Source organism: Humibacter albus DSM 18994 (assembly GCF_000421825.1).
In the GTDB taxonomy this organism is placed as follows: domain Bacteria; phylum Actinomycetota; class Actinomycetes; order Actinomycetales; family Microbacteriaceae; genus Humibacter; species Humibacter albus.
The window spans coordinates 627,013-650,517 of sequence record NZ_ATXT01000011.1; the positions used below are offsets into that span (position 1 = coordinate 627,013).

Consider the following 23,505-nt stretch of genomic DNA (forward strand, 5'->3'; position numbering starts at 1 on the left):
GAGTACAGGGACGTGCGGTGTCGACCGCTCGTCTTTTCGTCGCGCGGCGCGCTACGGTCGGAGCATGCCGACCACGCCCCGCTCGCCCCGCCGGGGCACCGCCGCGACATCACCTCCGTCGGCCAGGTACGAGCCGGTTCTCGGACGCCTGCCGATCCTCGACCTCAGCCCGCTCGTCGACGGCGGCGCCTGGCCCGCGAAGGCGTTCCGCGGAGAGGTGGTGCCGTTCGCCTGCACCGCCTTCCGCGAAGGGCACGACCCGATCGGTGTCGACCTGGTGCTCACGTCTCCCGACGGCGAGACGGCCCGTCACCGGATGCGCTCGCTCGGCCCTGGAACGGATCGTTGGGGCGTCAGCGCCCGGCTGGACGAGCAGGGCGCGTGGAGCTTTCGCGTGCAGGCCTGGGCCGATGACGTCGCCGCGTGGTGGCATGCCGCCTGCATCAAGGTGCCTGCTGGCATCGATGTGGAGGTGATGCTGACGCTCGGCGCACAGCTGCTCACGAGGGCGGCGGGCGAGCACGCGAACAGCGCCGACGGTGTCCTGCTGTCCACCGCGGCGACGGCGCTCACCGGCGCAAGCGGCACGGCGGTCGACCGGCTGCGGGCGCTTGCCGACGGCGGCGTCATCGACCTCCTGGCCGAGAGCCCTCTGCGCAGTCTGGTGACGTCGTCGGCTTCACGAGAGATTCTCGTCGAACGGGAACGCGCCGGCGTCGGGGCCTGGTACGAGTTCTTCCCACGCTCGGCAGGCGCCGAACGCCGCCGAGACGGCGCGTGGACCTCTGGCACGTTCCGCACCGCGGAAGCACGGCTGCCCGAGATCGCCGCGATGGGTTTCGATGTGGTCTATCTGCCGCCGATCCACCCGATCGGGCGTGCCTACCGCAAAGGCCCGAACAACTCGTTGGATGCCGACGAGCACGATCCCGGATCCCCCTGGGCGATCGGTTCGACCGAGGGCGGCCACGATGCGATCCATCCCGACCTGGGCACGGAGGCCGACTTCAAGCACTTCATCGCCGCCGCCAGGAAGGTGGGGCTGGAGGTCGCGATCGATCTCGCCCTGCAGGCGTCTCCCGATCATCCCTGGGTGCGCGAGCATCCGGAATGGTTCACGACGCTGCCCGACGGCAGTATCGCCTATGCCGAGAACCCGCCCAAGAAGTACCAGGACATCTATCCGATCAACTTCGACAACGATCCGAAGGGCATCCGCGCCGAGGCACTGCGCATCGTGAGGCGATGGATGCGCCTCGGCATCCGCATCTTCCGCGTCGACAACCCGCACACCAAGCCGCTCGACTTCTGGGAGTGGCTCATCCACACCGTGAACGCGAAGCAGCCCGACGTCGTCTTCCTCGCGGAGGCGTTCACCCGCCCGGCGATCATGCAGACGCTCGCGAAGGCGGGTTTCCAGCAGTCGTACACCTACTTCACCTGGCGCAACACGAAGGAGGAGCTCGAGGAGTTCCTCGACCAGATCTCGCACGTGACGGCAGACTTCCTGCGCCCGAACCTGTTCGTGAACACGCCGGACATCCTCACCGAATACCTGCAGTTCGGAGGCAGAGGCGCGTTCAAGATCCGCGCGGCGATCGCCGCGACCGCGGCGCCCAGCTGGGGCGTGTACTCCGGCTTCGAGCTGTACGAGGCGGTGGCCCGCAGCGGCGCCGAGGAGTACGTCGACAACGAGAAGTACGAGTACCGACCGCGCGACTACGCGGCAGCGGAGGCCGCGGGCGACTCACTCGCCCCGTACCTGCGCATGCTCAATCAGACACGGCGCACCCATCCTTCGCTCGGTCAGCTGCGCAATCTGCACCTGCACTCCAGCGAGGACGACGCCGTGCTGGTCTATTCCAAGCACCTGCCGGCGGAGCTCTCGCCGACGGGCGAGAACGACACGGTGCTCGTCGTCGTCAACGTCGATCCGCACTCGGTGCGCGAGACGCTCGTGCACCTCGACCTGACCGCGCTCGGCGTCGCGCCCGACACCGACATCCGGGTGACGGACGCGATCACGGGCGCCTCGTGGACGTGGTCGAGCGTGAACTACGTGCGATTGGATGCCTTCCACGAGCCCGCGCACATCCTCAGCGTGAAGGCGGCATGATGACCGAGACGCACCCCGTGGCGCACTCCGACGGCTCCGCCGCGATCCAGGCGCCCGCGCTCGACGACGAGCTCCTCCTGGCGGTCGCCGAGGGCCGGCACCACGACCCGCACTCGGTGCTCGGCCAGCACCTCGTGGCCGCGGCGGGCGTGGCCGACCGTGTCACGGTCATCCGCACGTTGCGTCCTCTCGCGTCGGCGGTCACCGCCGTGCTGAGCACCGGGGCGCGCGTCTCGCTCGGCCACCTCGCCCACGGCGTCTGGCAAGGCGTGAATGTGCTCGGGCTCCAGGCGTACCGCATCGAGGCGCGCTACGAGGACGGAACGGTGTGGACCGCCGATGATCCGTACCGCTTCTCCCCCACGGTGGGCGAACTGGATCTGCACCTGATCCGCGAGGGCAGGCACGAGCGGCTCTGGGACGTGCTCGGTGCGCACCACGGCGAGCACGGCGAGGTCGTCGGGACGGCGTTCGCAGTGTGGGCGCCGAACGCGACGGCGGTGCGCGTCGCCGGCGATTTCAACGGCTGGAACGGCGTCGGATCGGCCATGCGGTCCATGGGCTCCAGCGGCGTCTGGGAGTTGTTCCTTCCCGCGGTCTCCCCCGGTGCCGTCTACAAGTTCGAGCTGCGGGGCCGAGACGGCCGGTGGCACCTGAAAGCAGACCCCCTCGCACGCTGTGCGGAGGTCCCACCCGCCACGGGTTCCGTCGTCACGGTGAGCGATCACGCCTGGGGCGACGACGAGTGGATGCGCGCACGCGTCTCCCGAGACCCGCACTCCGGTCCGATGAGCGTCTACGAGCTCCATCTCGGCTCGTGGCGTCCCGGACTCGGCTATCGCGAGGCGGCGGATGCGCTCATCGACTACCTGACGCCCCTCGGATACACGCACGTGGAGTTCCTGCCGCTGGCCGAGCATCCGTTCGGTGGTTCCTGGGGTTACCAGGTGACCGGCTACTACGCGCCCACCAGCCGGTTCGGCCGCCCCGACGACCTGCGCTATCTCATCGACCGGCTGCACGGCGCCGGTATCGGCGTGCTGATGGACTGGGTGCCTGGACACTTTCCGAAGGACGAGTGGGCGCTGGCGCGGTTCGACGGCGAACCGCTGTACGAGCATCCGGATCCCCGTCGCGGCGAGCAGAAGGACTGGGGAACACTCGTCTTCGACTTCGGCCGCGCCGAGGTACGCAACTTTCTGGTGGCCAACGCGCTGTACTGGCTCGAGGAGTTCCACGTCGACGGGCTGCGCGTGGATGCCGTCGCATCCATGCTCTACCTCGACTACTCCCGCGCCGATGGGGAGTGGGCTCCGAACGTCCACGGAGGTCGCGAGAACCTCGAGGCGATCGCGTTCCTGCAGGAGGCGAACGCCACCGCGTACAAGCGCAACCCGGGCATCGTGATGATCGCCGAGGAGTCGACGTCGTTCCCGGGGATCACGGCCCCGACGAGCGCGGGCGGGCTCGGGTTCGGGCTGAAGTGGAACATGGGCTGGATGCACGACTCGCTGCAGTACATGCACGAGGACCCTCTTTACCGCTCCTACCACCACGGCGAGATCACGTTCTCGTTCGTCTACGCGTTCAGCGAGCAGTTCCTGCTGCCGATCAGTCACGACGAGGTCGTGCACGGCAAGGGCTCGCTGGTGAACAAGATGCCGGGCGACCACTGGCAGAAGCTCGCCAATACTCGCGCCTACCTGGCGTTCATGTGGGCGCACCCGGGAAAGCAGCTGCTGTTCATGGGCCAGGAGTTCGGCCAGCTCTCGGAATGGAGCGAGGAACGCGGGCTCGACTGGTGGGTACTCGACCAGCCGACGCACCGGGGGCTCTGGGACCTCGTGGCGCGTCTGAACGCCCTCTATCGCACGGAGCCGGCGCTGTGGCGCCACGACCACGACCCGCGCGGATTCCAATGGCTCGACGGCGGCGACGCACAATCCAATGTCGTGGCGTTCGCCCGGATCGGCGACGGGGACCCACTGGTGTGCATCAGCAACTTCGCGGGCGTCCCGCACACCGACTACCGTCTGCCGATGCCGTTCGCCGGTGAGTGGGAGGAACTGCTGAACACCGACGCGGTCGAGTACGGCGGTTCCGGAGCGGGCAACCTCGGCACCGTCACGGCGACGGATGCTCCGTGGGGCGGTCTGCGCGCCTCCGCCGTTCTCACGCTCCCGCCGCTGGGCACGCTCTGGCTTCGCCCCCGTCGGGCGCGCTGAGAAGGCGCGAAGCCGGGCGCGCTCGCCCACCCGAGCGGGCTCCGCCTCGCTCCGCGACCGAGGAGGCCCCTCATTGGGCGCCGCCGCCTAGTAGAGAACGGGCGCCGCGGCCTAGTAGAGCAGCGACGCGAGCCTGCTTCGCGCCGTGATGACGCGCGGGTCCGTGACGCCGACGATCTCGAAGTAGTCCACCAGGCGCGCGCGTATCGCGTCTTTTCCTGCCTGATCGCTGGCGCTGAAGAGGTCGAGCAGCCGCGTGAACGCGTCGTCGACGTGGCCGCCCGAGAGGTCCAGATCCGCGACCGCGAGTGCCGCGGCAGCGTCGTGCGGCGCGGCTGCTGCGGCCTCGCGCAGCGAAGCGGCATCGGCCCCGGCCAGCCGCTCCAGCAGCGTGACCTGAGCCAGACCGGCGACAGCGAGGTCGTCCCGAGGGTCTTGGGCGATGGCCAGCTTGTACTCGGCGATGGCCGTGGCGTAGTCGCCCTTCTCGATCGCCTCGTAGGCCTCTTGGTGGTGGGGCGGAAGAGGTTCGGGTTCCGGCTCCGACGCTTCAGCCTCGTCGTTCCCGTCGGTTCCGTCGGTCGGCTCCACGCTGACGCTTCCGGTCACACCGTTCTGCGCCGCCACCTCGAGTACCTGCTCGAAGACCTCGCGCACCTGCTGCTCGGGGATGGCTCCCACGAACAACGGCGCCGGCCGGCCGCCGATCAGTGCCGCGACCGTGGGGATCGACTGGGCCTGGAACGCCTGCGCGAGCTGCGGGTTGGCATCCACGTCGACCTTCACGAGCACCAGGCGGCCCGAGTAGTCGGCGACGGCGCGTTCCAGGGCAGGCGAGAGCTGCTTGCACGGCCCGCACCATTCCGCCCACAGGTCGACGATGACGGGCACCGTGTTCGACAACTCCAGGAACTGGGCGAAGTTCGCGTCCGTTCCGTCGTAGATCAGACCAGGGAGCGCCTGCGGGGGTGCGTCGCTCGGCGGTTGCGCCTCCGAGGAGCGGTTCGCCAGTGCGGAGAGATCCACGGCACCGCGCAGTGAGGCGGCATCGGGCGTGTTGGTCATCAGAGCTCCTTAGCGCTGAGAAGTGTCTGGGTGAAACCGAGCATGACTATCTTCTGCTTCGAGCCCGCCGGCGGCACGTAGAACAGCAGCTGATAGCCGTACGTGGTCTGGATGCCCTTGGTGCTGTCGGTCACGCCGGTCAGCGCCTGCACGTTGGCGTTGCTGGTCGACACCGTCGCCCCGGCCTCCACCGGCTTCAGGGTCGAGACCTCGCTGATGTCTGTGGCGACGATCGCGCCCGAGTTGTTCGTCGCCATCGCGACGGGCGCGTCATCTCCCGCGCTCGTGCTGAACGTGAGGCTCGCCGTGCTCGGAAGACTCTTGATCTGCTGCGCCTTGTAGTCCGCGCCGACCTGTGGTGCGAGCTTGTCGCTCTTGGAGTCGAAGAGGTCGTAGTACTTGCTCTTCTTGCCGTTCTGCAACACGTCGCCGTAGTAGTCGCCAAGCTTGTTCGGAGCGGCCAGAAGCAGCTTCGAGTCGGGCGGCACGATCGACGTGCCGATGTTCGCCGGGGGAAGGTCGGGCACGTCGGCGTTGGCTTCCAGCGAGATGGCGTACGCGACCTTGTAGTTGTCACGTGGAGTGTTCTGCACCATGACCAGATCCAACGGCGCGGACTTGCTGTCCTTCGGATCGTGCACGACAGCACTGACGACCCGCGGCCAGTCGGCGGTCGCCTCGGGCAGCGCCAGCGAGACGGTGCTGCTGATGCTCGGAGTCGCGGTGGCGTCGGACTTCTTGGTGCGCAACGCGTAATCCCCCGTGCGCGCCTCCAGCGCCGCGGCAGTGAAGCGAGTCGCCGCAAGAGAGGGGCTCAATGAGGCGTCGGCCTTGCCCGCCGTGACCGAGATCGAGGCCACGATGTTGTCGAGCTGCGGTTCGGTGACAGCAGGTGGCGGGGTGTCCTTCCCCTGGCCGGGCAGATCGGTGGCCAACGGGGTCGAGGATGCCGTCGCCGTCGCCGTGCTGCCGGCACCGAACTGGGGCCAATAGCTCGACGAACAGCCGGCCAGCGCAATCGTGCCGGCGAGAACGACGGGCACCGCGACGAAGGACCGGCCGATGGCGCGGCGGCCGCGGGCTGGCGGTTCGACCTCTTGCGTCGGCTTGTAATTACCCGGCTTCGGCGGCTTCGACCCGCGGGGCAGTTTCGGCGGCTTGCCGCCACCCCGGCGCGGTCCGCGCGATCGACGCAGGTGCCGGATGGCCAGGATGTACATGAAGACTCCGAAGGCCGCCAGGACGAGGCCGCCCACGATCAGCGGGCCCGCCCACGGTGTGCGATTGTCCAAGGGCCAGGTGAGGCTGATCTTGTCGGGAGCCGGCTTGGTGCCGTCGCTGGCGATGATGACGCTCACCGTGTCGGGAACGTTCATCTTGGTGACCGTGGCGTCGGAGCCGGTGAACTCCTCGAGCCAGAGGTCGGAGCCCTGAGGATTCGGCCCCGCCTTCTTCTTCGAGTCGCCACTCGTCGACGTCTGCGTCGAAGTCGTTCCGTCAGCATGGGCGGTGACGGTTGGCGCGGGGGTCGCCGTGCCGGTGGAGGTCGACTTCGAGCCGGCGTCCGCCGACGACGTGCCTCGCACGATCTTCGACGAGAGCGAGTTGGTCGCCGCGTTGTAACTCACCTTCGCGTACTTCTCGTGGCCGAGCCAGGCCAGAACATCCGCCGTACGCCCGTAGGCGACGAGCGGCTTGTCGCTGCCGGCGACGGTGAGCGTCTGCTGGCCGGTGCGAGCCCGCAGCACGGCGCCCGAGATGACGATGAACGCGGGATCGCCCTTCACCACGGTGCCGGCGGCCACGTTCGCCGGCGGAATCCAGATGGTGCGCTGCGCGATGCCGAGCGCGATGGTCACGGCCGCCGCGACGAACGCCAGGATGGCGATCAGGAATCGCACGTACTCTCCTTCGCTGTCTCGTCTCGCCTGCATCAACCACGGCGCTCGGTGCGCTCGGCGCGTGAAGCGCGCGCGGCTTCCGGTATCGGGTGACGGCCGGTTCGACGATATTTCAGACCGGCAGAAGCACCACGATACCGAAACAGCCCTGAGAAGCCGCTCCCAGCGGGCTGGATGCCGCATCGGCACCTGGCGAAACCCCGCCCGTGCATCAGTCCGCGCGGCCGCCCCCGGCGCCGAGGTCACCCTCCATTCGGGGCGCGTGCACGACTACACTCAGAGAACCGCCGCGCCGACGCGACGGCTTTTGCGTCGCCTGCCGGCAGCCCCCATCCGGCAGCGTCGAACGCGACTCACCACGCCCCCGAGACCAGCCGGAGAGAAGAAGCCCCGTGGCTACCGAAGAAACAGAGTTCACTCAAGTCTTCCGCGGTTATGACAAAGACGAAGTCGACAAGGCACTGCAGGATCTGCGCCGCGAGCTGATCCAGGCGAACGCACAGAGCGCCGACGCCGCCAAGGAGATCAAGCGTCTCAGTGCCCGCATCGACGAGCTCAACGCCGAGATCGAGGAGGTCGGGAGTCCGACCTTCTCCGGCCTCGGCACCAAGCTCGAGAACACGCTCCGTGTCGCCGAAGAGCAGTCGACACGCATGATCGCGCAGGCGGACATCGACGCGGAGAAGCTGCGCGCGGCCGTCGCCGGCGAGGTCGAGAAGACTCGGCGCACCGCAGAGGAGCAGGCCCAGCGCATCCTCTCCGAAGCGCACGCCCAGGCGGACACCACGCTGCAGGACGCGAACATCGAGGCCAACGAGCTGGTCACCGAGTCGAGGACGCGCGCGGAGACCATGAACCAGGAGGCCCAGCGCGAAGCCGCAGCCGTGCGCAGCTCCGTCGCGACGGAGGTCGCGGAGTTGCGCGCGACCGCGAAGCGCGAGGCCGCGTCCGTGCGGGCCGAGGCCGAACACCAGGCCGCAGAGGTGAAGGCCGCGGCGACGGCGGAGGCGGCGCAGGCGCGGGCCGACGCGGATGGTCTGGCTCGCGAGGTCGAGGAGACGCGTGCCGCCCTCGCACGTGAGGTGGAACAGCGCAAGGCGGAGGTGGAGGCCGAGCTCGCGGACCGGCGCACGGAATTGGAGGCGGAGATCGCGCAGGCGAAGCGCGACCTGGCGGCCGACACCCAGCAGGCCCGCATCGATCTCGCCAATGAGATCGAGCAGGGGCGGGCGTCGCTCGCCCGTGACCTCGAGCAGCGCAAGGCCGAAGCCGAAGCCGAGGCAGACAAGGAGCGCAAGGCCTTCCAGCGCTCGGCGGACAAGGCGCGCAAGGAGCTCGACGAGGAGCTCGCCGGCGTTCGGTCGCAGGTCGCCGCCGAGTCCGAGCGCCTCGCCCACGAGGCGGAGCGCGCTCGCATGGAGCTCGAGGTCGAGCTCAAGGCCCGCCGCGACGAGTCCGAGAAGGAGCACCTGTCCCGGCATCAGGAAGCCGTGGCACAGACGCAGAAGTACCTCGACGACGCGAACGCCGAGCTCGCAGAAGTCACTCGTCGCACGAACGAGGTGCGGTCAGAGGGCGAGGCGATCGAGAAGGAGATGCGGTCAGAGGTCAAGGCCGCGCGCAAGGAGGCCGAGAACTCCGCCCGCGAGATCGTGCGCGCCTCCGAAGAGCGCGCACGGGTCATCATCGATGACGCGGAAGAGCGCACCCGCGTCCTCGTGGCGGACGCGGAAGAGCGCCTGTCGCAGATTAGGATCGAGCGCGAAACCGTCGCCGGCTACTTCGAGAGCCTCCGCGGCGTCCTGCAGCAGGCCGAAGAGGTCTCGGCAGAGAACAGCTGATCCGACCACGCCGAGGGGCCCATGAAGATCCAGAACGCTTTCCGTGTCGGATTGATCGGGACCCTCGGCGTCGGCCTGGGCATCCTGATCCTGTCGGCGATCGTCTCGCTGTCGACGGTGGTCACCTACATCGGTGCCGCCCTCTTCCTCGCACTGGGACTCGAGCCGATCATCGCGTTCCTCGAGCGCCGCAAGCTGCCCCGCTGGTCATCCATCGTGATCGTGCTGGTCGTCATCCTGTCCCTCCTCGGCCTGTTGCTCTGGGCGATCATCCCGATCATCGTCAAACAGGCCTCGAGCCTCGTGGAGAAGATCACCGAATTCGTACAGAACGGCACGTACGAGGACTGGTACGTGGGGCTGCAGAAGCAGTTCCCCGGCATCGACTTCGACAAGACGCTGCAAGACGTGTGGGGCTCCGTGCAGCACTCCGCCGGCGACATCGGGGCCGGCCTCCTCTCGGTCGGCATCGGGATCGTCTCGGGCTTCTTCGGCGTGCTGATCGTGCTGATCCTCACCATCTACTTCACCGCGTCGTTGCCCAACATGAAGCGCACGGCCTACGAGCTGGTCCCGGCGAGCAAGCGTGCGCGCTTCGCCGACATCGCCGAGCAGATCACCGACTCGGTGGGCAAGTACGTGATGGGCCAGGTCGCGCTCGCGCTCTGCAACGGCATTCTGAGCGCCATCTTCCTGACGATCATCGGCGCGCCGTTTCCCCTGCTGCTCGCGGTCATCGCCTTCCTCTTCTCGCTCATCCCGCTCGTCGGCACGCTGACCGGATCCGTCGTCATCGTGCTGCTCACGCTCGTTCTGCTGCCCTCCTCCCCCATCACCGCCCTGATCGCAGCCATCTGGTACGTGATCTACATGCAGGTCGAGGCGTACGTGCTGTCGCCGCGCATCATGAACAGGGCGGTGTCGGTGCCGGGCGCCCTCGTCGTGATCGCCGCGCTGGCCGGGGGATCGTTGCTCGGCCTCCTCGGCGCCCTCATCGCCATCCCGGTGGCCGCTTCCATGCTGTTGATCATCAAACAGGTCGTCGTGCCCCGGCAGAACGAGCTCTGACCGCCGACGGCGGGAACGCGCACACTTCCGTCGCCTACGCGGCTCGCTTACGCGGTGCACTGCGATGGAGCGCTTACACGACGCGCCAGCACCCGGTGTGCCAGTGCCGTCGCGAGGCCAGGTCGGCCGCGTCTCCGAGCACGCCGTCCGCCCGCCACACCACGAGGTGGGCCGTGCCCGGCGCGACGATCCCGCCGCAACCGGGACAACTGTAGTTCTTCACAGCGGAGGCGGCCGAGACCGGCTGCACGTTCCACTGGTGGCCGCGCCGCGTCTCGGTGCGACGCCAGCCCGACATCATTCTGCTCAGGTCGTCCGGCTCGGACTTCTGCTCGCCGCGGCCGCGTCGGCGGGGTCGATTGGAGCGCGGCACCCGCCCAGTCTACAAATCTCGTATTCGAGGGGTGAGCGCGGCACACGCCCTCGTCGCGGTCGTCGTCAGTCGCGGCCCGCGCCCTGATCCAGCCGAGCCTCCTCCTGATCGAGCAGGCTCTCGGCACGATTCAGCACCCTCGAGGGGTAGACGCCCTTCGAACGCGCCTCCAGCAGCGCCTCGCGCTCTGCGTCGATGGTGACCCTGAGCAGCATGCGGTACTGAGCGTGAGGGCCCACCGGCGCCTCTCCCTCGTGCACCGCGGCCTGCTCCCAGGCGGACTCCGCGAGAGCGTTGATCTCGCGGCGCAGTCGCTCGGTCACGGCCTGATCGATCTCGACGCCCTCCGGCAGATCGATCGACGCGCCGTTCAGCGCTTCTTCCGCGGCATCGGCGATCTCGTCGAGAAGCGACGCGAGTTCCCGCAGGTCTGCCGCGGCATCCGTTCCGCGGATCTTCGTCAGGCGGATGACCCAGGGCAGCGTGCCGCCCTGTGCGAGCAGCGTGACGATGGCCACGATGAAGGCGATCAGCACGAGTTGTGCTCGGTATGGAGTGTTCGCCGGAAGCGACTGCGCCGCCGCCAGCGTCACGACCCCGCGCATGCCGGCCCAGGTGAGGACGGCGCCGTCCCGCCACCCCACGTTGTTCTTCTGCAGGTCGATCATGTCGGCATCACGCCGGGCGATGGTGTGCTCGGCACGACGTACCCGCGCACTGGCCCGATGGCCGTCGCCCAGCCTGTCCCTGATCGAGCGGATGCGATCTTGCATCGACGAGAGGCGCTCGCGGCTGTCGTCGGCTCGACCGGCGGCCCGTCTGATGGAGTACAGGACCGGCATGACCACCAGGGCGCGCACCACCAGCAGGACCGCGACGACCAGCAGTCCCATGGCGATCGTGGCGCCCAGCCCTATCTCCGCATGCTGCACAGACTCCCTCACGAGGCTGGTCAGCTCCGCGCCCATCATCAGGAACACTCCGTTCTCGATGATGAACGCGATGACACGCCAGTTCACACGCTCGCTCATGCGCGAGAGCGCGCTCAGCCGCCGAGCCGACTGATGACCGGCGTAGAGCCCGGCGACCACGACCGAAAGCGCGCCAGACGCGCCCAGCGCCTCCGTCGGGATGAACGCGAGGAACGGCACGACGAACGTGACGACGGTCTCGAGGATCGGGTCGGAGAACTTGGAACGCACCCAAACCGTGACGAAGCCGATGATCAGGCCGACGACGACCGCGACCACGACCGAGCGCACGAAGTCTCCCGCCACGCTCCAGAGGCTGACCGAGGTGGCCGTGGCCGCGATCGCGGACTTCAGCAGGACGAGTGCCGTCGCATCGTTGACGAGGCTCTCGCCCTCGAGCAGGGTGACGTCGCGGGCGGGCAGACCGAGCCGTTTCGCCACGGCCGTGGCCGCCACGGCATCGGTCGGGCTCACCACGGCGCCCAGCGCGATCGCCGCGGCCAAATCGAGCTGCGGAAGCAGCGCGTAGAGGATGAAGCCGACGACCACGGCCGAAACGACCACCAGCACCACGGAGAGCATCGTGATGCCGCGCAGGTTGCGCCGGAAGTCCATGAGCGGTACCTGCACTGCAGCTGCGTAGAGCAGAAGCGGCAGCAGCACTTCGAGCACGAGCTCGGGGTTCAGGCCGATGTGCGGCGCGCCGGGAACGAGCGAGTACCCGATCCCGATCACGACAAGAAGGATCGGCGTGGCCACTCCGAGCTTCTTGGAGAACGCGGCGGTCGCGACGAGCACGATGATTCCCGCGATGATGAGAAGCGCGTACTCCATCCCGTCAGCCTAGAGGCGGACAAGAGCGATCGTTCAGTACCAACCTGTCGACTCGGAGTGCGCCCACGCGCCGCACGGGTTCCCGTAGCGACCGTCCACGTAGCCCAGGCCCCAGTTGACCTGCGTCACGAAGCTCGTCGCCCAGTCCGCGCCCGCGGAGGCCATCTTGCTGCCGGGGAGCGCCTGCGGAATGCCATAGGCGCCCGTACTGGAGTTGTAGGCGTAGACGTTCCAGCTGGACTCGCGGTTCCAGAGCGCGACCAGGCAGTTGTACTGATCGTCGCCCATGCCGGCGGCGGCCAGGGCGCTCTTGGCGTACGCCTGGGCGCTGCCCGGATCAGGCGTTCCGGCGGCCGGTGCCCCCGAAGAACCGCTGTCGTCGTCGTCCGTCGTGACGACGGGCGTGACGACCTTCGGCGCTGCTTTCGACGAGAACGTGTCGGCGCTGACATCGACGAGTGCCGCCCGCGCGGACACGTCGTACTTCTGCACCTTCTGGTGGAGGAAGCGCGCATGAGTCGACGCGTATTCCGGCGATGCGGTCGCACCCGAGTAGGGGTCGACGATGTTCACGAGAAAGAATCCGATCGCCGCCATGAACGCGACGGCGACGACGACGGGCCTCGTGACGCGGCGTCGCCGAACAGACGCCTCCACCGCGCTTCGGGCCGGTGTCGGAGGCTCTGCCAGGTGTCGTACTCGCCTACCCACGATCACACCACGATAACGAAGATCGGCACTGCAACCCAAGCCCGCGCGCGGCTTTTCCCGCTGAATTCTGCATCGGATGCCCACAGCCGGTCTGCAAGACGCGTCGGCCGGCATCCATACCGGTGCACGCCACGGTCATCGAACCGCGAGCATGACGTCGACGACGGCGTCGAGGAGCAGATCGACCTGCGCTTCGCGGTAGCCGTGCCGCTGCTGACGGAAGACGGCCGTTCGCACTTCGTCGACCGACATCGGCATGCCGTCGCGAAAGTAGCGCAGCGCACGCTTGGCGAACCGGTCGACCTCGCGCTTGTTGTACCCGATCGTGAAGATGCTCGTACGATCGAACTTCTTGCCCTCGGGGCGTCCGAGACGGTTGAGGATCACCTGCGCCGTCGCGCGGGCCTCCTCGAGCCAGCGCTTGTCGCCCAGCTCCTGGCGGGCACGGGCGCGTTCTCGTGCAGCGAAGGCATCCTCCAGCCGTTCCAAGGCGCCATCGACGGCATCGGCCCGGTACCCCCCGCGGTGCAGCGTGAATCCCGTGCGGCGAATGTCTTCCGCGGTCAGTGGGACGGCGTCGTCACCCTCGTAGGCCCGTCGGGCGAGCTTCAGAAACCGGTCGACCTCCTCGGGGTCGTATCCGCGTTTGCTGCGCTTGACGGTCGGAAAGGTGGCCACGGCGAACATTCTTCCAGAACCGATCATGTGATCCGCCCGGGAATCGCCCGCGCGCCGCCTCCCGTGCTCGAGCGCGGTCCGCCCGAGTCTCACCGAGCCGGTCGGCCGAGCCTGTCAGCCGAACAACGGGGCGAACACCACGTAGAGCACGTAGCCGATCGCCACCGAGGGCAGGATCGAATCCAGCCGGTCCAGGAAGCCCCCGTGCCCCGGGAGCCATGAGCTCATGTCTTTGATGCCGATGTCCCGCTTGATCAGCGACTCGACCAGATCGCCCGCGGTCGCCGCGATCAGGATGAGCGCCCCCATGATGAGGCCGAACCACCACGGGGCGTTCAACATGAACACCGAGAGCACCACACCCGCGATGAGCGCGGCGGCCGCTGCGCCGGCGAAGCCTTCCCAGGTCTTCTTCGGACTGATCGTCGGGGCCATCGGATGCTTGCCGAACGACAGTCCCGCCGCATACGCCCCGGTGTCCACCGCCACCACGAGGATCAACGTGGCCAGAAGCCACCACTGCCCGCCGGGCTCGGCCGCCATCAGAACCGAGAAGCACGCGAGGAACGGGACGTACAGGATGGCGAGTGCCGAGGCCACAAGGTCTCTCAGCAAGGCGCCCCCGCCGACGCGATGGGCCGGGGAGATCGTCTCTGCGGCACGCCAGATCCAGAGCAGCAGCAGACCGGCGATCGCCACCAGCCACTCCCCCGAGGCATGCAGGTAGTAGGCGGCGGGGACGAGCGCGACGGCCACGACGGCCAGTGCCACGCGCGGCACCCGCAGCCCCGCCCTGCGCAGCGCGGTGGCGAACTCGAACGAGGTGAAGCCCGCGATCGCCGCCGCGAACACCATGAAGATCTCTTTGATGAAGATCAGGCTGAACAGCAGCAGGGCGCCGCCGACCAGGCCGATCAGGATCGCGAAGATGAGATTGCGGCCGGTGCGTTGCCGGATCTTCTCGTTCGTGGCATCCAGCTGCGCTCGGGTGGCCTGCACCTGAGCCTGAACCTGGCGCTCGATGTCGGCACGCGTCTCGTGGACGCGACGCGAGAGGGGCGAACGAGACCGCTCATGACGCACGCCATCGTCCGGCGGACCGGATGAGGCGTCGGGCGTCGCAGGCATCGTCGGATCAGACCTCGAGGAGTTCCGCTTCTTTGCGGCCGAGCGCCTCATCGACCTGATCGGTGTGCTTCTTGGTGATGGACTCGAGCTCCTTCTCGGCGCGCGCCACCTCGTCGTCACCCACCTCCGACTTGAGTGCGTCGAGCTCGTCCTTCGCCTTGCGACGGATGTTGCGGATCGAGACCCGCGCGTCCTCCGCCTTCGAGCGCACGATCTTCACGTACTCCCTGCGGCGTTCCTCATTGAGCTCGGGCATGGTCACGCGGATGATCGTGCCGTCGTTGTTCGGTGTCGCGCCCAGATTCGGGGCGGCCACGATGGCCTTCTCGATGTCCTTCAGCGCCGACTTGTCGTACGGCGTGATGACGAGGGTGCGGGCTTCGGGGTTCTGCAACGAGGCGAGTTGCGCCAGCGGGGTGGGCGTTCCGTAGTAATCCACGAGGATGCGCTGGAAGAGTTGAGGGTTCGCGCGCCCGGTGCGCACGGTCGAGAAGTCGTCCTTGGCCACGTCGACGGCCTTGGTCATGCGCTCCGTGGCTGTGGCCAGTGAGTCGGCGATCACGTGTCGCTCCTTTGTCTCGTGTCGAACAGATCAAGCTTAGAGGCCGCGGCCCATCCGGCAGGACGCGGGACTCACGCGCCGACGATCGTGCCGATCTCCCTGCCGAGAATCGCCTCGGTCACGCTGCCGGCCGGCTCGATGCCGAAGATCTGCATGGGCATGCCGTTGTCGCGGCAGAGACTGAGCGCCGTGGCATCGATCGCCTTGAGGTCGCGCACGAGCGCGTCCTGGTAGGTGATGCGGTCCAGTTTCACGGCGTCCGGGTTCTTGCGCGGGTCGTCGCTGTAGAGACCGTCCACGCCGTTCTTGGCCATCAGCACGGCCTGGGCACCGATCTCGAGGGCACGCTGCACGGCGACGGTGTCGGTGGAGAAGTAGGGCAGCCCGGCTCCAGCGCCGAAGATGACCACCCGTCCCTTCTCGAGGTGTCGCTCGGCGCGTCTCGGAATGTAGGGCTCGGCCACCTGAGTCATGCTGATCGCCGACTGGACGCGGGTGGCGGCGCCGGCCTGCTCGAGGAAGTCTTGCAGGGCGAGTGCGTTCATAACGGTGCCGAGCATGCCCATGTAGTCGGCACGACCGCGGTCCATGCCGCGCTGGCTCAGCTCCGCACCGCGGAAGAAGTTGCCCCCGCCGACCACGATCGCAACCTCGACGTCTTCGGCTGCGCGAGCGATCTCGCGGGCGAGCGAGCCGACGACATCCGGATTCACGCCGAGAGCGCCGCCCCCGAAGGCCTCACCGGAAAGCTTGAGAAGGACCCTCCGTCGGGTGGCTTGTGGCATGGGCGAGTCCCTTTCTGATGATGATCGAATCTAAAGCTACCGGTGACCGGCTGTCGACGCGCCGGGAAAGCATCCGTCGCTGTGGGTCGTGTCGAAAGCGGCGGGCACAGAAAAGGCGGGCACAGAAAAGGAGCCCGGACCGACATGCGGTCCGGACTCCTTTTCGCGGCGCTAGGCCCCGACCTTGAAGCGGGCGAAACCGGTGATGGTGAGACCGGCATCCGCCACGACCTTGCCGACGGACTGCTTGTTGTCCTTGGCGTAGTCCTGGTCGAGCAGGGAGACCTGCTTGAAGTACGCTCCCAGGCGACCCTCGATGATCTTCGGCAGCGCGGCCTCGGGCTTGCCCTCGTTGCGCGAGATCTCCTCGACGATGCGGCGCTCGTTCTCGACCTTGTCGGCCGGAACGTCGTCGCGCGTCAGGTACTCGGGATTGGCGAACGAGATGTGCTGTGCGATGCTGCGAGCCGTTTCGGCATCGTCGCCCGAGTAGGCGACCACGACACCGACCTGCGGCGGCAGGTCTTTCGACGTGCGGTGCAGGTAGATGGAGAAGTGCTCGCCGGTGAGGCTGGCGAAGCGACGCAACTCGACCTTCTCGCCGAGGATCGCCGCCTCGTCGTTGATCAGGTCGGCGACGGTCTTGCCCTCGGCGGGGGCGGCGAGCGCCTCGTCGAGCGACGTGGCGCTCGCGGCGACGACCGCGTCTTCCACGCCCGAGGCGAGCGCGATGAACTTGTCGTTCTTCGCGACGAAGTCCGTCTCGCAGTTGAGCTCGAGCAGGTAGGCGCGGTCGCCGGCCTCACGGGCGGCGACCAGACCCTCGCTCGTGGAACGGTCGGCACGCTTCGCGTTGCCCTTCGCACCCTTCAGGCGCAGGATCTCCGTGGCCTTGGCGATGTCGCCGCCGGCCTCTTCGAGCGCCTTCTTGGTGTCGACCATGCCCGTACCGAGCTGCTCGCGCAGCGCCTTGATGTCGGCAATGCTGACATTTGCCATGGTGGTGTGAACTCCTCGATCGAAAAGTGTGGGATTACTCGGCCTCGACGGCGGCGCCCTCGGCGACCTTGTCCGCCTCGACCACCTCGGCTGCCTCGGCGGACGCACCCTCGGCGTCAGCGGCGGACTCGGTGGCCTCGACCTGCTCTGCCGACTCGTCGACGATCTCGGCGGCTTCGGCCTTGCCTTCGGCGAGGTCGGCATCGGCGACCTTGGCGGTCTCCGCGTTGGACTGCACCCCGTCGCCGGCCTCGAGCAACTCGCGCTCCCACTCAGCCAGCGGCTCCGCGCCCTCCGCACCCTCTTCGGGCTTCTGGTGACGCTGGATCAGGCCCTCGGCCGCGGCGTCGGCGACGATGCGCGTGAGAAGGCTCACGGAGCGGATGGCGTCGTCGTTGCCCGGGATCGGGTACTGCACCTCGTCGGGGTCGCAGTTGGTGTCGAGGATGGCGATCACCGGGATGCCCAGCTTGGTCGCCTCGTCGATGGCGAGGTGCTCCTTCTTGGTGTCGACCACCCAGAGCGCGCTCGGGGTCTTGCTGAGGTTGCGGATGCCGCCCAGCGACTTGTGCAGCTTGTCGAGCTCGCGCTTCTTGATCAGCAGTTCCTTCTTGGTGAATCCGCTGGTCGTGCCTTCGAAGTCGAGCTCCTCGAGCTCCTTCATGCGAGCGAGGCGCTTGGAGACGGTCTGGAAGTTGGTCAGAAGACCGCCGAGCCAGCGCTGGTTCACGTAGGGCTGGCCCACGCGGGTCGCCTGCTCGGCGATGGCCTGCTGAGCCTGCTTCTTGGTGCCGACGAACAGGATCGTGCCGCCGTGGGCGACGGTCTCCTTGACGAAGTCGTACGCCTTGTCGATGTACGCGAGCGACTGCTGAAGGTCGATGATGTAGCTGCCGGAGCGCTCCGTGAGGATGAAGCGCTTCATCTTCGGGTTCCAGCGACGCGTCTGGTGTCCGAAGTGCACGCCGCTGTCGAGCAGCTGGCGCATGGTGACGACGGCCATGGCCGTTCTCCTTTTCTGGGCATCGCGCGCACGCACGGTACGACGGATGCCTGGGTCGGTTTTCTCGCGAGAGCCGAATGGCTCCGCGCCTGGCGCTCGACGGGCATCCGCTCCGAACAGGTCGGAGACCAAAGGATGCCCGTGCCGCTGATCTCCGCCGGATCACTCAGACGGAGCCACCGATCCCGTCCGATCACTCGGACTGATCTGCGGCGAACGGGCGCGCGTAGTCATCCCGACAAGCGGGATGCCTGCCCATCATAACAGCCGCGAGCATCCGCCTCGTGTCGTCGCGTCACGCCTCGGCACGTTGACGATGCAGGTGCTCTAGCTTCGACTTGTCTTCCAGCTCGAGGCCTGTCACCTCCGGCAGTGCCGAGAAGACGAACCAGAACGACAGCGCGGCGAAGAGCGCGAATCCGGCGTACACCCAGCCGAGTCCGACCGCCTGGCTCAGAACAGGGAACAGCAGGGTGACCAGGAAGTTGAAGACCCAGTTGAAAGCGGCGGCGATGCCGAGCCCGAGGCCGCGGATCTTGTTCGGGAACACCTCGCCCAGCACGACCCACATCACCGGGCCCCAGGTGGCTGCGAAGAAGATCACGAAGAGGTTGGCGCCGATCAGCGCGATAACACCCCACGGCTGCGGCAGCGTCACGTTCGAGCCCGACACGTGCGCCTGCGAGAACGAGACGGCAGCGAGCACGAGACCGACGAACATGCCGGCCGAGCCCCAGAGCAGCAACGCCTTGCGCCCGACCTTGTCGACGAAGAAGATCGCCACGAACGTGAGCACCACGTTGATCACCGACGTGATCACCGACGTGATGAAGGAGTCGCCCGCGCTGAAGCCGACCGACTTCCACAGCGTCGTCGAATAGTAGAAGATCGCGTTGATGCCGACCAGCTGCTGGAACGCGGCCATGCCGATGCCGACCCACAGGATCGGCTGCAGGCCGAGCGCCTTGCCGCGCAGATCGCGATACCGGGCGCGGCGTTCGCTCTCCAGGCTGTCTTGGATCTCGTCGAGGCGACGGTCGATGTCGATCGCGCCCGTGACGTCGCGCACCACGGCACGCGCATCGTTCTTGCGGCCCTTGCGCAACAGATACTGCGGTGACTCCGGGATCGACAGCGACAGGATGCCGTAGACGACGGCCGGGATGACGCCGACCAGCAGCATCCAACGCCAGGCCGGCAGCCCGAACCAGAGTTCGCGCAGCGCGTTGCCTTCGGATCCGGCGAGCGCCGCATCCGAGAGCAGTGCCAGAAAGATTCCCAGGGTGATGGCGAGCTGCTGCAGAGAGCTCAGCGAACCGCGCAGCTTCGCGGGCGCGATCTCGCCGATGTAGGCCGGCGCGATCACGGACGCGATGCCGATGGCCAGGCCCCCGATGAACCGCCACAGCATGAGGAACCAGTCGGCGAATGCGACTCCGGAAGCGATCGAACTGGCGATGAACAGGATCGCGGCCAGCAGCATGACCGACTTGCGTCCCCAGGCGTCGGCGAGCTGACCGGCGAACCAGGCGCCGACGGCGCACCCGATCAGCGTGATCGCGACGGTGAACCCGATGGCGGCCGAGCCGAGATCGAACGTGTGCTGGATCGAGTCGACAGCGCCGTTGATCACGGAGGTGTCGAACCCGAAGAGGAGTCCGCCGAGAGCCGCCGAGATGGTGACGCCGAGAACCTTCCCCCTGTGCGCCGTGCCCATCGCGGAACCGCGTGCGCCCCCTCCGCCGCTGGTGTCGTTCTGCTCGTCAGATCGCGCGTTCGACATCGACCTCGCCCCCTCAGTCTCACTGCACGCTAACACCGCGGCATCGCACCTGCACCGAGTGCACGCCAACTCGTCCTCCCCAGGCGAGGGAAGGTGACGAGTTATCCACGGCTGTCCGCGACCGGGGCGCCGGGCCGCCGCCGGTCGGCACGATCGACACATGCCGTCACCGCGTCGCCGTCTCATTACCCGAATCCGATCGGCCGTCGCGGTGGCGGCGCTCCTGCTCGCGCTCGCCGGAACCCCCGACCCGGCGAGCGCGAGCCCCTCCGAGTGGTCGAGCGCGAGTTCCGCAGGCATCGCAGACTCGAATGCGAGTTCCGCGGGCTTTGCAGTCCCGAATGCGAGTTCCGCAGGCATCGCAGACGCGAGCGCAAGCGCCTCACCCGACGCACGCCCGCCCGACGACGAGAGCCAGGCCCGCAACGCCACGGCTTCCTGGCCCTGGCCGGTCTCTGGTGCTCGCAGCGTGATCCGCGGTTTCGAGGCGCCCGCCACCCGGTACTCGGCCGGGCACCGGGGTATCGACATCCGGGCCGGCACGGCCGAACGCGTGGCCGCTCCGATAGACGGAACGGTGCGATTCGCAGGTGTCGTCGTCGATCGGGCGACTGTCACCGTCGAGACGGCGGACGGCGTCCTGGTGAGCCTGGAACCCGTGACCACCGAGCTGGTCACGGGCGACGCCGTGACACGGGGTGCGCCGATCGGCACGATATCGACGGGTGGGCACTGCTCGCTGCGGTGTCTCCATCTCGGCGTGCGCGTGCGCGGCGATTACGTCTCGCCGATGCTCTTCTTCGGTGGTGTGCCGCGTGCGGTGCTTCTTCCGATCGAATGATCCCGACCGATCGAATGATCCGTTTCGCCCGAGCGGTCCGTGCCGCCTGGACGATCCGCGCCGCCCGATCGGCATCGCTCGAACGATCCGCGCCGCTGATCCGCGTCGCTCGCGTGGTCGCCCCCGTCTTCTTCGAGGGTTCAGGCGCGCGGATGCGCCCGCTGGTAGCTCTCCTTGAGTCGCTCCGCTGACACGTGCGTGTAGATCTGTGTCGTGCCGAGACTCGCATGGCCGAGCAGTTCCTGCACGGCGCGGAGGTCCGCTCCCCCGTCGAGGAGATGCGTCGCCGCCGTGTGCCGGAGCGTGTGCGGCCCCGAGGGACCAGAGCCGGGAAGGTTCTCGAGCAGACCGGACACGAGACGGTACACGGTTCGCGTGTTGAGTCGGCCTCCGTGTGCGCCGAGGAAGAGGGCGGCATCATCGTCTGAGGATCGCGCTACCACGTTCCCGCGACGGGCGAACAGCGCCGGGCGCGCCATGCGCAGGTAGTCGACCATCGCGTTCAGTGCGGGCACGCCGAACGGCACGACCCGCTCCTTCGCCCCCTTGCCGAGCACACGAGCGGTCAGCCGATCGAGATCGACGTCGTCCACGTCGATGCCGACGAGTTCGGAGACGCGCAGCCCCGACGCGTAGAGCAGCTCGACGACGGCGGCGTCGCGCACCGCGATGGGGTCGCCGGTCGCTGCCCGTTCGGCAAGACCGTCGAGTAGATCGGATGCCTGTTGCACGGTGACCACGCGCGGAAGTCTGCGGTCGGCCTTGGGGGCGCGCAACCGACGACCGGCATCCGTCACCGCCGCCCCGGTGCGCTCGAGCCACGCGGTGAATCCGCGAGCAGCGGCGGCGCGGCGGGCGATGGACGCCTTCGAGAGGTCCGCCTGCTGGGCTGCCCACAGCCAGTCCCGCAGCAGGCCGAGGTCGACAGCAGCGGGATCGGAGACGGCGTGTTCCGCAGCGAAGCTCGCGAGCGCTCGCAGATCGCTGCCGTACGAGCGCAGAGTGGCCACCGAGTAGCCCCGTTCAGACCTCAGGTGCGTCTCGTAGTCGGCGATCGCCCGTTCCCACTGCACGACTCCAGCTTGCATGCCTCCACCGTCGCGGAGCAGGGGCGACACCCGGCGAGTACGGAACCGCAGCCCTCACGATCACCACATGACACCGCGCCCCGACCGCCGTCGACGACGGCCGCGCGGCGCCTCCACGCAGTCATCATCAGCGTCGCCGTGGCACGGCCACCCAGCCTTCGCCGGCTTCGCGCACTCTCCCGTCGATTTCCAGCTCGCCCAGGCCCGCGAGCACGGCGCCGAGGCCGAGTCCGGATAGGGCGGCGACCTCTCCCGGCGTGCGCGCCGTGCGGGTGGTCAGCGCGTCCAACAGCCTCACGGTCTGAGCAGAGTCGCGTGCGGCGACATCCCGATCGTCCCGGAGCTCCGGCACCAGCTGAGGCGCGACGAGCTCTGCGGCCTCTGCCGCATTTGTCACGCAGACGGCGTCGTACTCACGCAGAAGCCGATGGCAGCCCGCCGAGGCGGGAGACGTGATGGGTCCGGGCACGGCGCCGAGCGGTCGCCCCAGCGATGCCGCGTGCCCGGCGGTGTTCAGGGAACCCGACCGGGCGCCCGCCTCCACGACCACCGTCGCGGAGCTGCAGGCCGCGATGAGCCGGTTCCGCTCCAGAAACCTCCATTTCGTGGGTGCCGCACCACAGGGTGGCTCGGAGAGCACGAGGCCTCGATCGACGATCCGGCGCAGCAGTTCGTCGTGCCCGGCCGGGTAGAAACGGTCAACGCCTCCCGCGAGGAACGCGATCGTCACACCGCTCGAAGCGAGCGCCGCCCGATGCGCCATGCCGTCGATGCCGTAGGCGGCGCCCGAGACGACGGCGAGTCCGCGCTCGACGAGGCCGGCCGACAACTCCCCGGCGACGTGTTCGCCGTAGCCGGAGGCCGCGCGTGCCCCCACGAGCGCGACGGAGCGGGAGAGAACTTCGAGCAGATGCGGCGCACCCCGCGCCCACAGCACCACGGGCGCGTGCACACCGAGATCGGCCACGCCGGCGGGCCACGGGTCGCGGAGCCGGCCGCCCGCGTCAGTGCCCTGCCCTGCATCGACGGGCAGGCGTTCTGTTCCGGATGGCGTGCGTTCCGCACCGTGCGATACGCCGGTCGTGCTGGACGTCTGGCCCTCCGTACCGGGCGGCACGAGCATCCGGACCCCGGCCCTGGCGGCCAGCGTCAGCGCTCGTTCGACGTCTCCGGCGCGGAGCCGAGGCTTCCATCGGGAGAAAGCCGTCCGCAGGTCGCCGTCAGCAAGCCCGTCTCCCGGATGGCCGGCGTCGCCTTCACGAGCATCGACGACAGATACCACGTCGGTGCTCTCGCCGCTCGCGGCGCCCGGGGCATCGATCCCGGCTTCACGCAGCACGCGTCGCAGGGCCTCAGCCGCGCCGAACCGCGCGATGAGCGCGCCGGCGTCGCCATCGCCCGGCTCCGTGATCACGGACCAAGCGGCACGGGCGAAGCGGTAAGCGACCTCGCCATCCTCGAGTTCGGTGGTTCCGCTGACCGGTGTGATCAGTGAGCGCAGGTGCGCGGGATCGAGGCCGAAGACATACATGC

19 protein-coding genes are annotated in these 23,505 nt (G+C 68.2%); 5 read left to right on the plus strand and 14 right to left on the minus strand.

Annotated features, from left to right (window positions below; all coding sequences use genetic code 11):
- The first annotated feature begins 64 nt into the window (after positions 1 to 64).
- Both H623_RS22120 and glgB read left to right on the plus strand, forming a co-directional pair.
- The gene (locus H623_RS22120) at positions 65 to 2,116 is read left to right on the plus strand and encodes an alpha-1,4-glucan--maltose-1-phosphate maltosyltransferase (RefSeq protein WP_022899727.1); all 2,052 of its coding nucleotides are present in this window, start codon (positions 65 to 67) and stop codon (positions 2,114 to 2,116) included.
- Positions 2,116 to 4,341 carry a 1,4-alpha-glucan branching protein GlgB gene (glgB, locus tag H623_RS0104370; protein ID WP_022899728.1) on the plus strand — a complete coding sequence of 742 codons (2,226 nt, stop codon included), beginning with the start codon at positions 2,116 to 2,118 and terminating at the stop codon, positions 4,339 to 4,341. Before H623_RS22120 ends, glgB begins: the two co-directional genes overlap by 1 nt.
- Positions 4,342 to 4,452: 111 nt before the next feature.
- Here the strand turns inward: glgB and H623_RS0104375 are convergent, their stop codons facing one another.
- Positions 4,453 to 5,406: a tetratricopeptide repeat protein gene (locus H623_RS0104375; protein WP_022899729.1), complete on the minus strand. Its 954-nt coding sequence runs from the start codon at positions 5,404 to 5,406 to the stop codon at positions 4,453 to 4,455.
- A complete protein-coding gene (locus tag H623_RS0104380; protein WP_026939906.1) occupies positions 5,406 to 7,307 on the minus strand; it encodes a hypothetical protein in 1,902 nt (633 codons plus the stop codon). Before H623_RS0104380 ends, H623_RS0104375 begins: the two co-directional genes overlap by 1 nt.
- 392 nt (positions 7,308 to 7,699) lie before the next feature.
- Between H623_RS0104380 and H623_RS0104385 the strand changes: the two genes are divergently transcribed.
- Both H623_RS0104385 and H623_RS0104390 read left to right on the plus strand, forming a co-directional pair.
- A complete protein-coding gene (locus H623_RS0104385) occupies positions 7,700 to 9,148 on the plus strand; it encodes a DivIVA domain-containing protein (RefSeq protein ID WP_022899731.1) in 1,449 nt (482 codons plus the stop codon).
- 21 nt (positions 9,149 to 9,169) lie between these two features.
- Positions 9,170 to 10,216 carry an AI-2E family transporter gene (locus H623_RS0104390; protein WP_022899732.1) on the plus strand — a complete coding sequence of 349 codons (1,047 nt, stop codon included), beginning with the start codon at positions 9,170 to 9,172 and terminating at the stop codon, positions 10,214 to 10,216.
- Between the two features lie 73 nt (positions 10,217 to 10,289).
- Here the strand turns inward: H623_RS0104390 and H623_RS0104395 are convergent, their stop codons facing one another.
- The 10 genes from H623_RS0104395 to H623_RS17715 form a co-directional block, all read right to left on the minus strand.
- Positions 10,290 to 10,589: a hypothetical protein gene (locus H623_RS0104395; RefSeq protein ID WP_022899733.1), complete on the minus strand. Its 300-nt coding sequence runs from the start codon at positions 10,587 to 10,589 to the stop codon at positions 10,290 to 10,292.
- Between the two features lie 65 nt (positions 10,590 to 10,654).
- Positions 10,655 to 12,394, minus strand: a complete 1,740-nt coding sequence (locus tag H623_RS0104400) for a cation:proton antiporter (protein ID WP_022899734.1) — start codon at positions 12,392 to 12,394, stop codon at positions 10,655 to 10,657.
- A 33-nt stretch (positions 12,395 to 12,427) separates the two neighbouring features.
- Complete coding sequence (locus tag H623_RS22030) at positions 12,428 to 13,051, minus strand: aggregation-promoting factor C-terminal-like domain-containing protein (protein ID WP_022899735.1); 624 nt, start codon at positions 13,049 to 13,051, stop codon at positions 12,428 to 12,430.
- A gap of 189 nt (positions 13,052 to 13,240) precedes the next feature.
- Complete coding sequence (locus H623_RS0104410; RefSeq protein ID WP_022899736.1) at positions 13,241 to 13,792, minus strand: DivIVA domain-containing protein; 552 nt, start codon at positions 13,790 to 13,792, stop codon at positions 13,241 to 13,243.
- A 105-nt stretch (positions 13,793 to 13,897) separates the two neighbouring features.
- Entirely contained in the window at positions 13,898 to 14,911 is a 1,014-nt protein-coding gene (locus H623_RS0104415; RefSeq protein WP_022899737.1) for a phosphatidate cytidylyltransferase, read from the minus strand.
- Positions 14,912 to 14,918: 7 nt separating this feature from the next.
- Positions 14,919 to 15,473 (minus strand): ribosome recycling factor, encoded by a 555-nt coding sequence (frr, locus tag H623_RS0104420; protein ID WP_022899738.1) that lies wholly within the window; start codon positions 15,471 to 15,473, stop codon positions 14,919 to 14,921.
- Positions 15,474 to 15,544: 71 nt separating this feature from the next.
- A complete protein-coding gene (pyrH, locus tag H623_RS0104425; protein ID WP_022899739.1) occupies positions 15,545 to 16,258 on the minus strand; it encodes a UMP kinase in 714 nt (237 codons plus the stop codon).
- 171 nt (positions 16,259 to 16,429) lie between these two features.
- Complete coding sequence (gene tsf, locus H623_RS0104430) at positions 16,430 to 17,257, minus strand: translation elongation factor Ts (protein WP_022899740.1); 828 nt, start codon at positions 17,255 to 17,257, stop codon at positions 16,430 to 16,432.
- A gap of 34 nt (positions 17,258 to 17,291) precedes the next feature.
- Positions 17,292 to 18,260 (minus strand): 30S ribosomal protein S2, encoded by a 969-nt coding sequence (gene rpsB, locus H623_RS0104435; protein WP_022899741.1) that lies wholly within the window; start codon positions 18,258 to 18,260, stop codon positions 17,292 to 17,294.
- A 295-nt stretch (positions 18,261 to 18,555) separates the two neighbouring features.
- A complete protein-coding gene (locus tag H623_RS17715) occupies positions 18,556 to 20,043 on the minus strand; it encodes a sugar porter family MFS transporter (RefSeq protein WP_022899742.1) in 1,488 nt (495 codons plus the stop codon).
- Between the two features lie 160 nt (positions 20,044 to 20,203).
- On the opposite strand from H623_RS17715, the gene H623_RS17720 reads away from it, so the two are divergent.
- A complete protein-coding gene (locus H623_RS17720) occupies positions 20,204 to 20,884 on the plus strand; it encodes a murein hydrolase activator EnvC family protein (protein ID WP_022899743.1) in 681 nt (226 codons plus the stop codon).
- A 140-nt stretch (positions 20,885 to 21,024) separates the two neighbouring features.
- Here the strand turns inward: H623_RS17720 and H623_RS0104455 are convergent, their stop codons facing one another.
- Entirely contained in the window at positions 21,025 to 21,972 is a 948-nt protein-coding gene (locus H623_RS0104455) for a tyrosine recombinase XerC (protein ID WP_022899745.1), read from the minus strand.
- 127 nt (positions 21,973 to 22,099) lie between these two features.
- On the minus strand, positions 22,100 to 23,503 hold the full coding sequence (gene dprA / locus H623_RS17725; RefSeq protein ID WP_051143057.1) for a DNA-processing protein DprA: 1,404 nt from the start codon (positions 23,501 to 23,503) through the stop codon (positions 22,100 to 22,102).
- Positions 23,504 to 23,505: the final 2 nt, after the last annotated feature.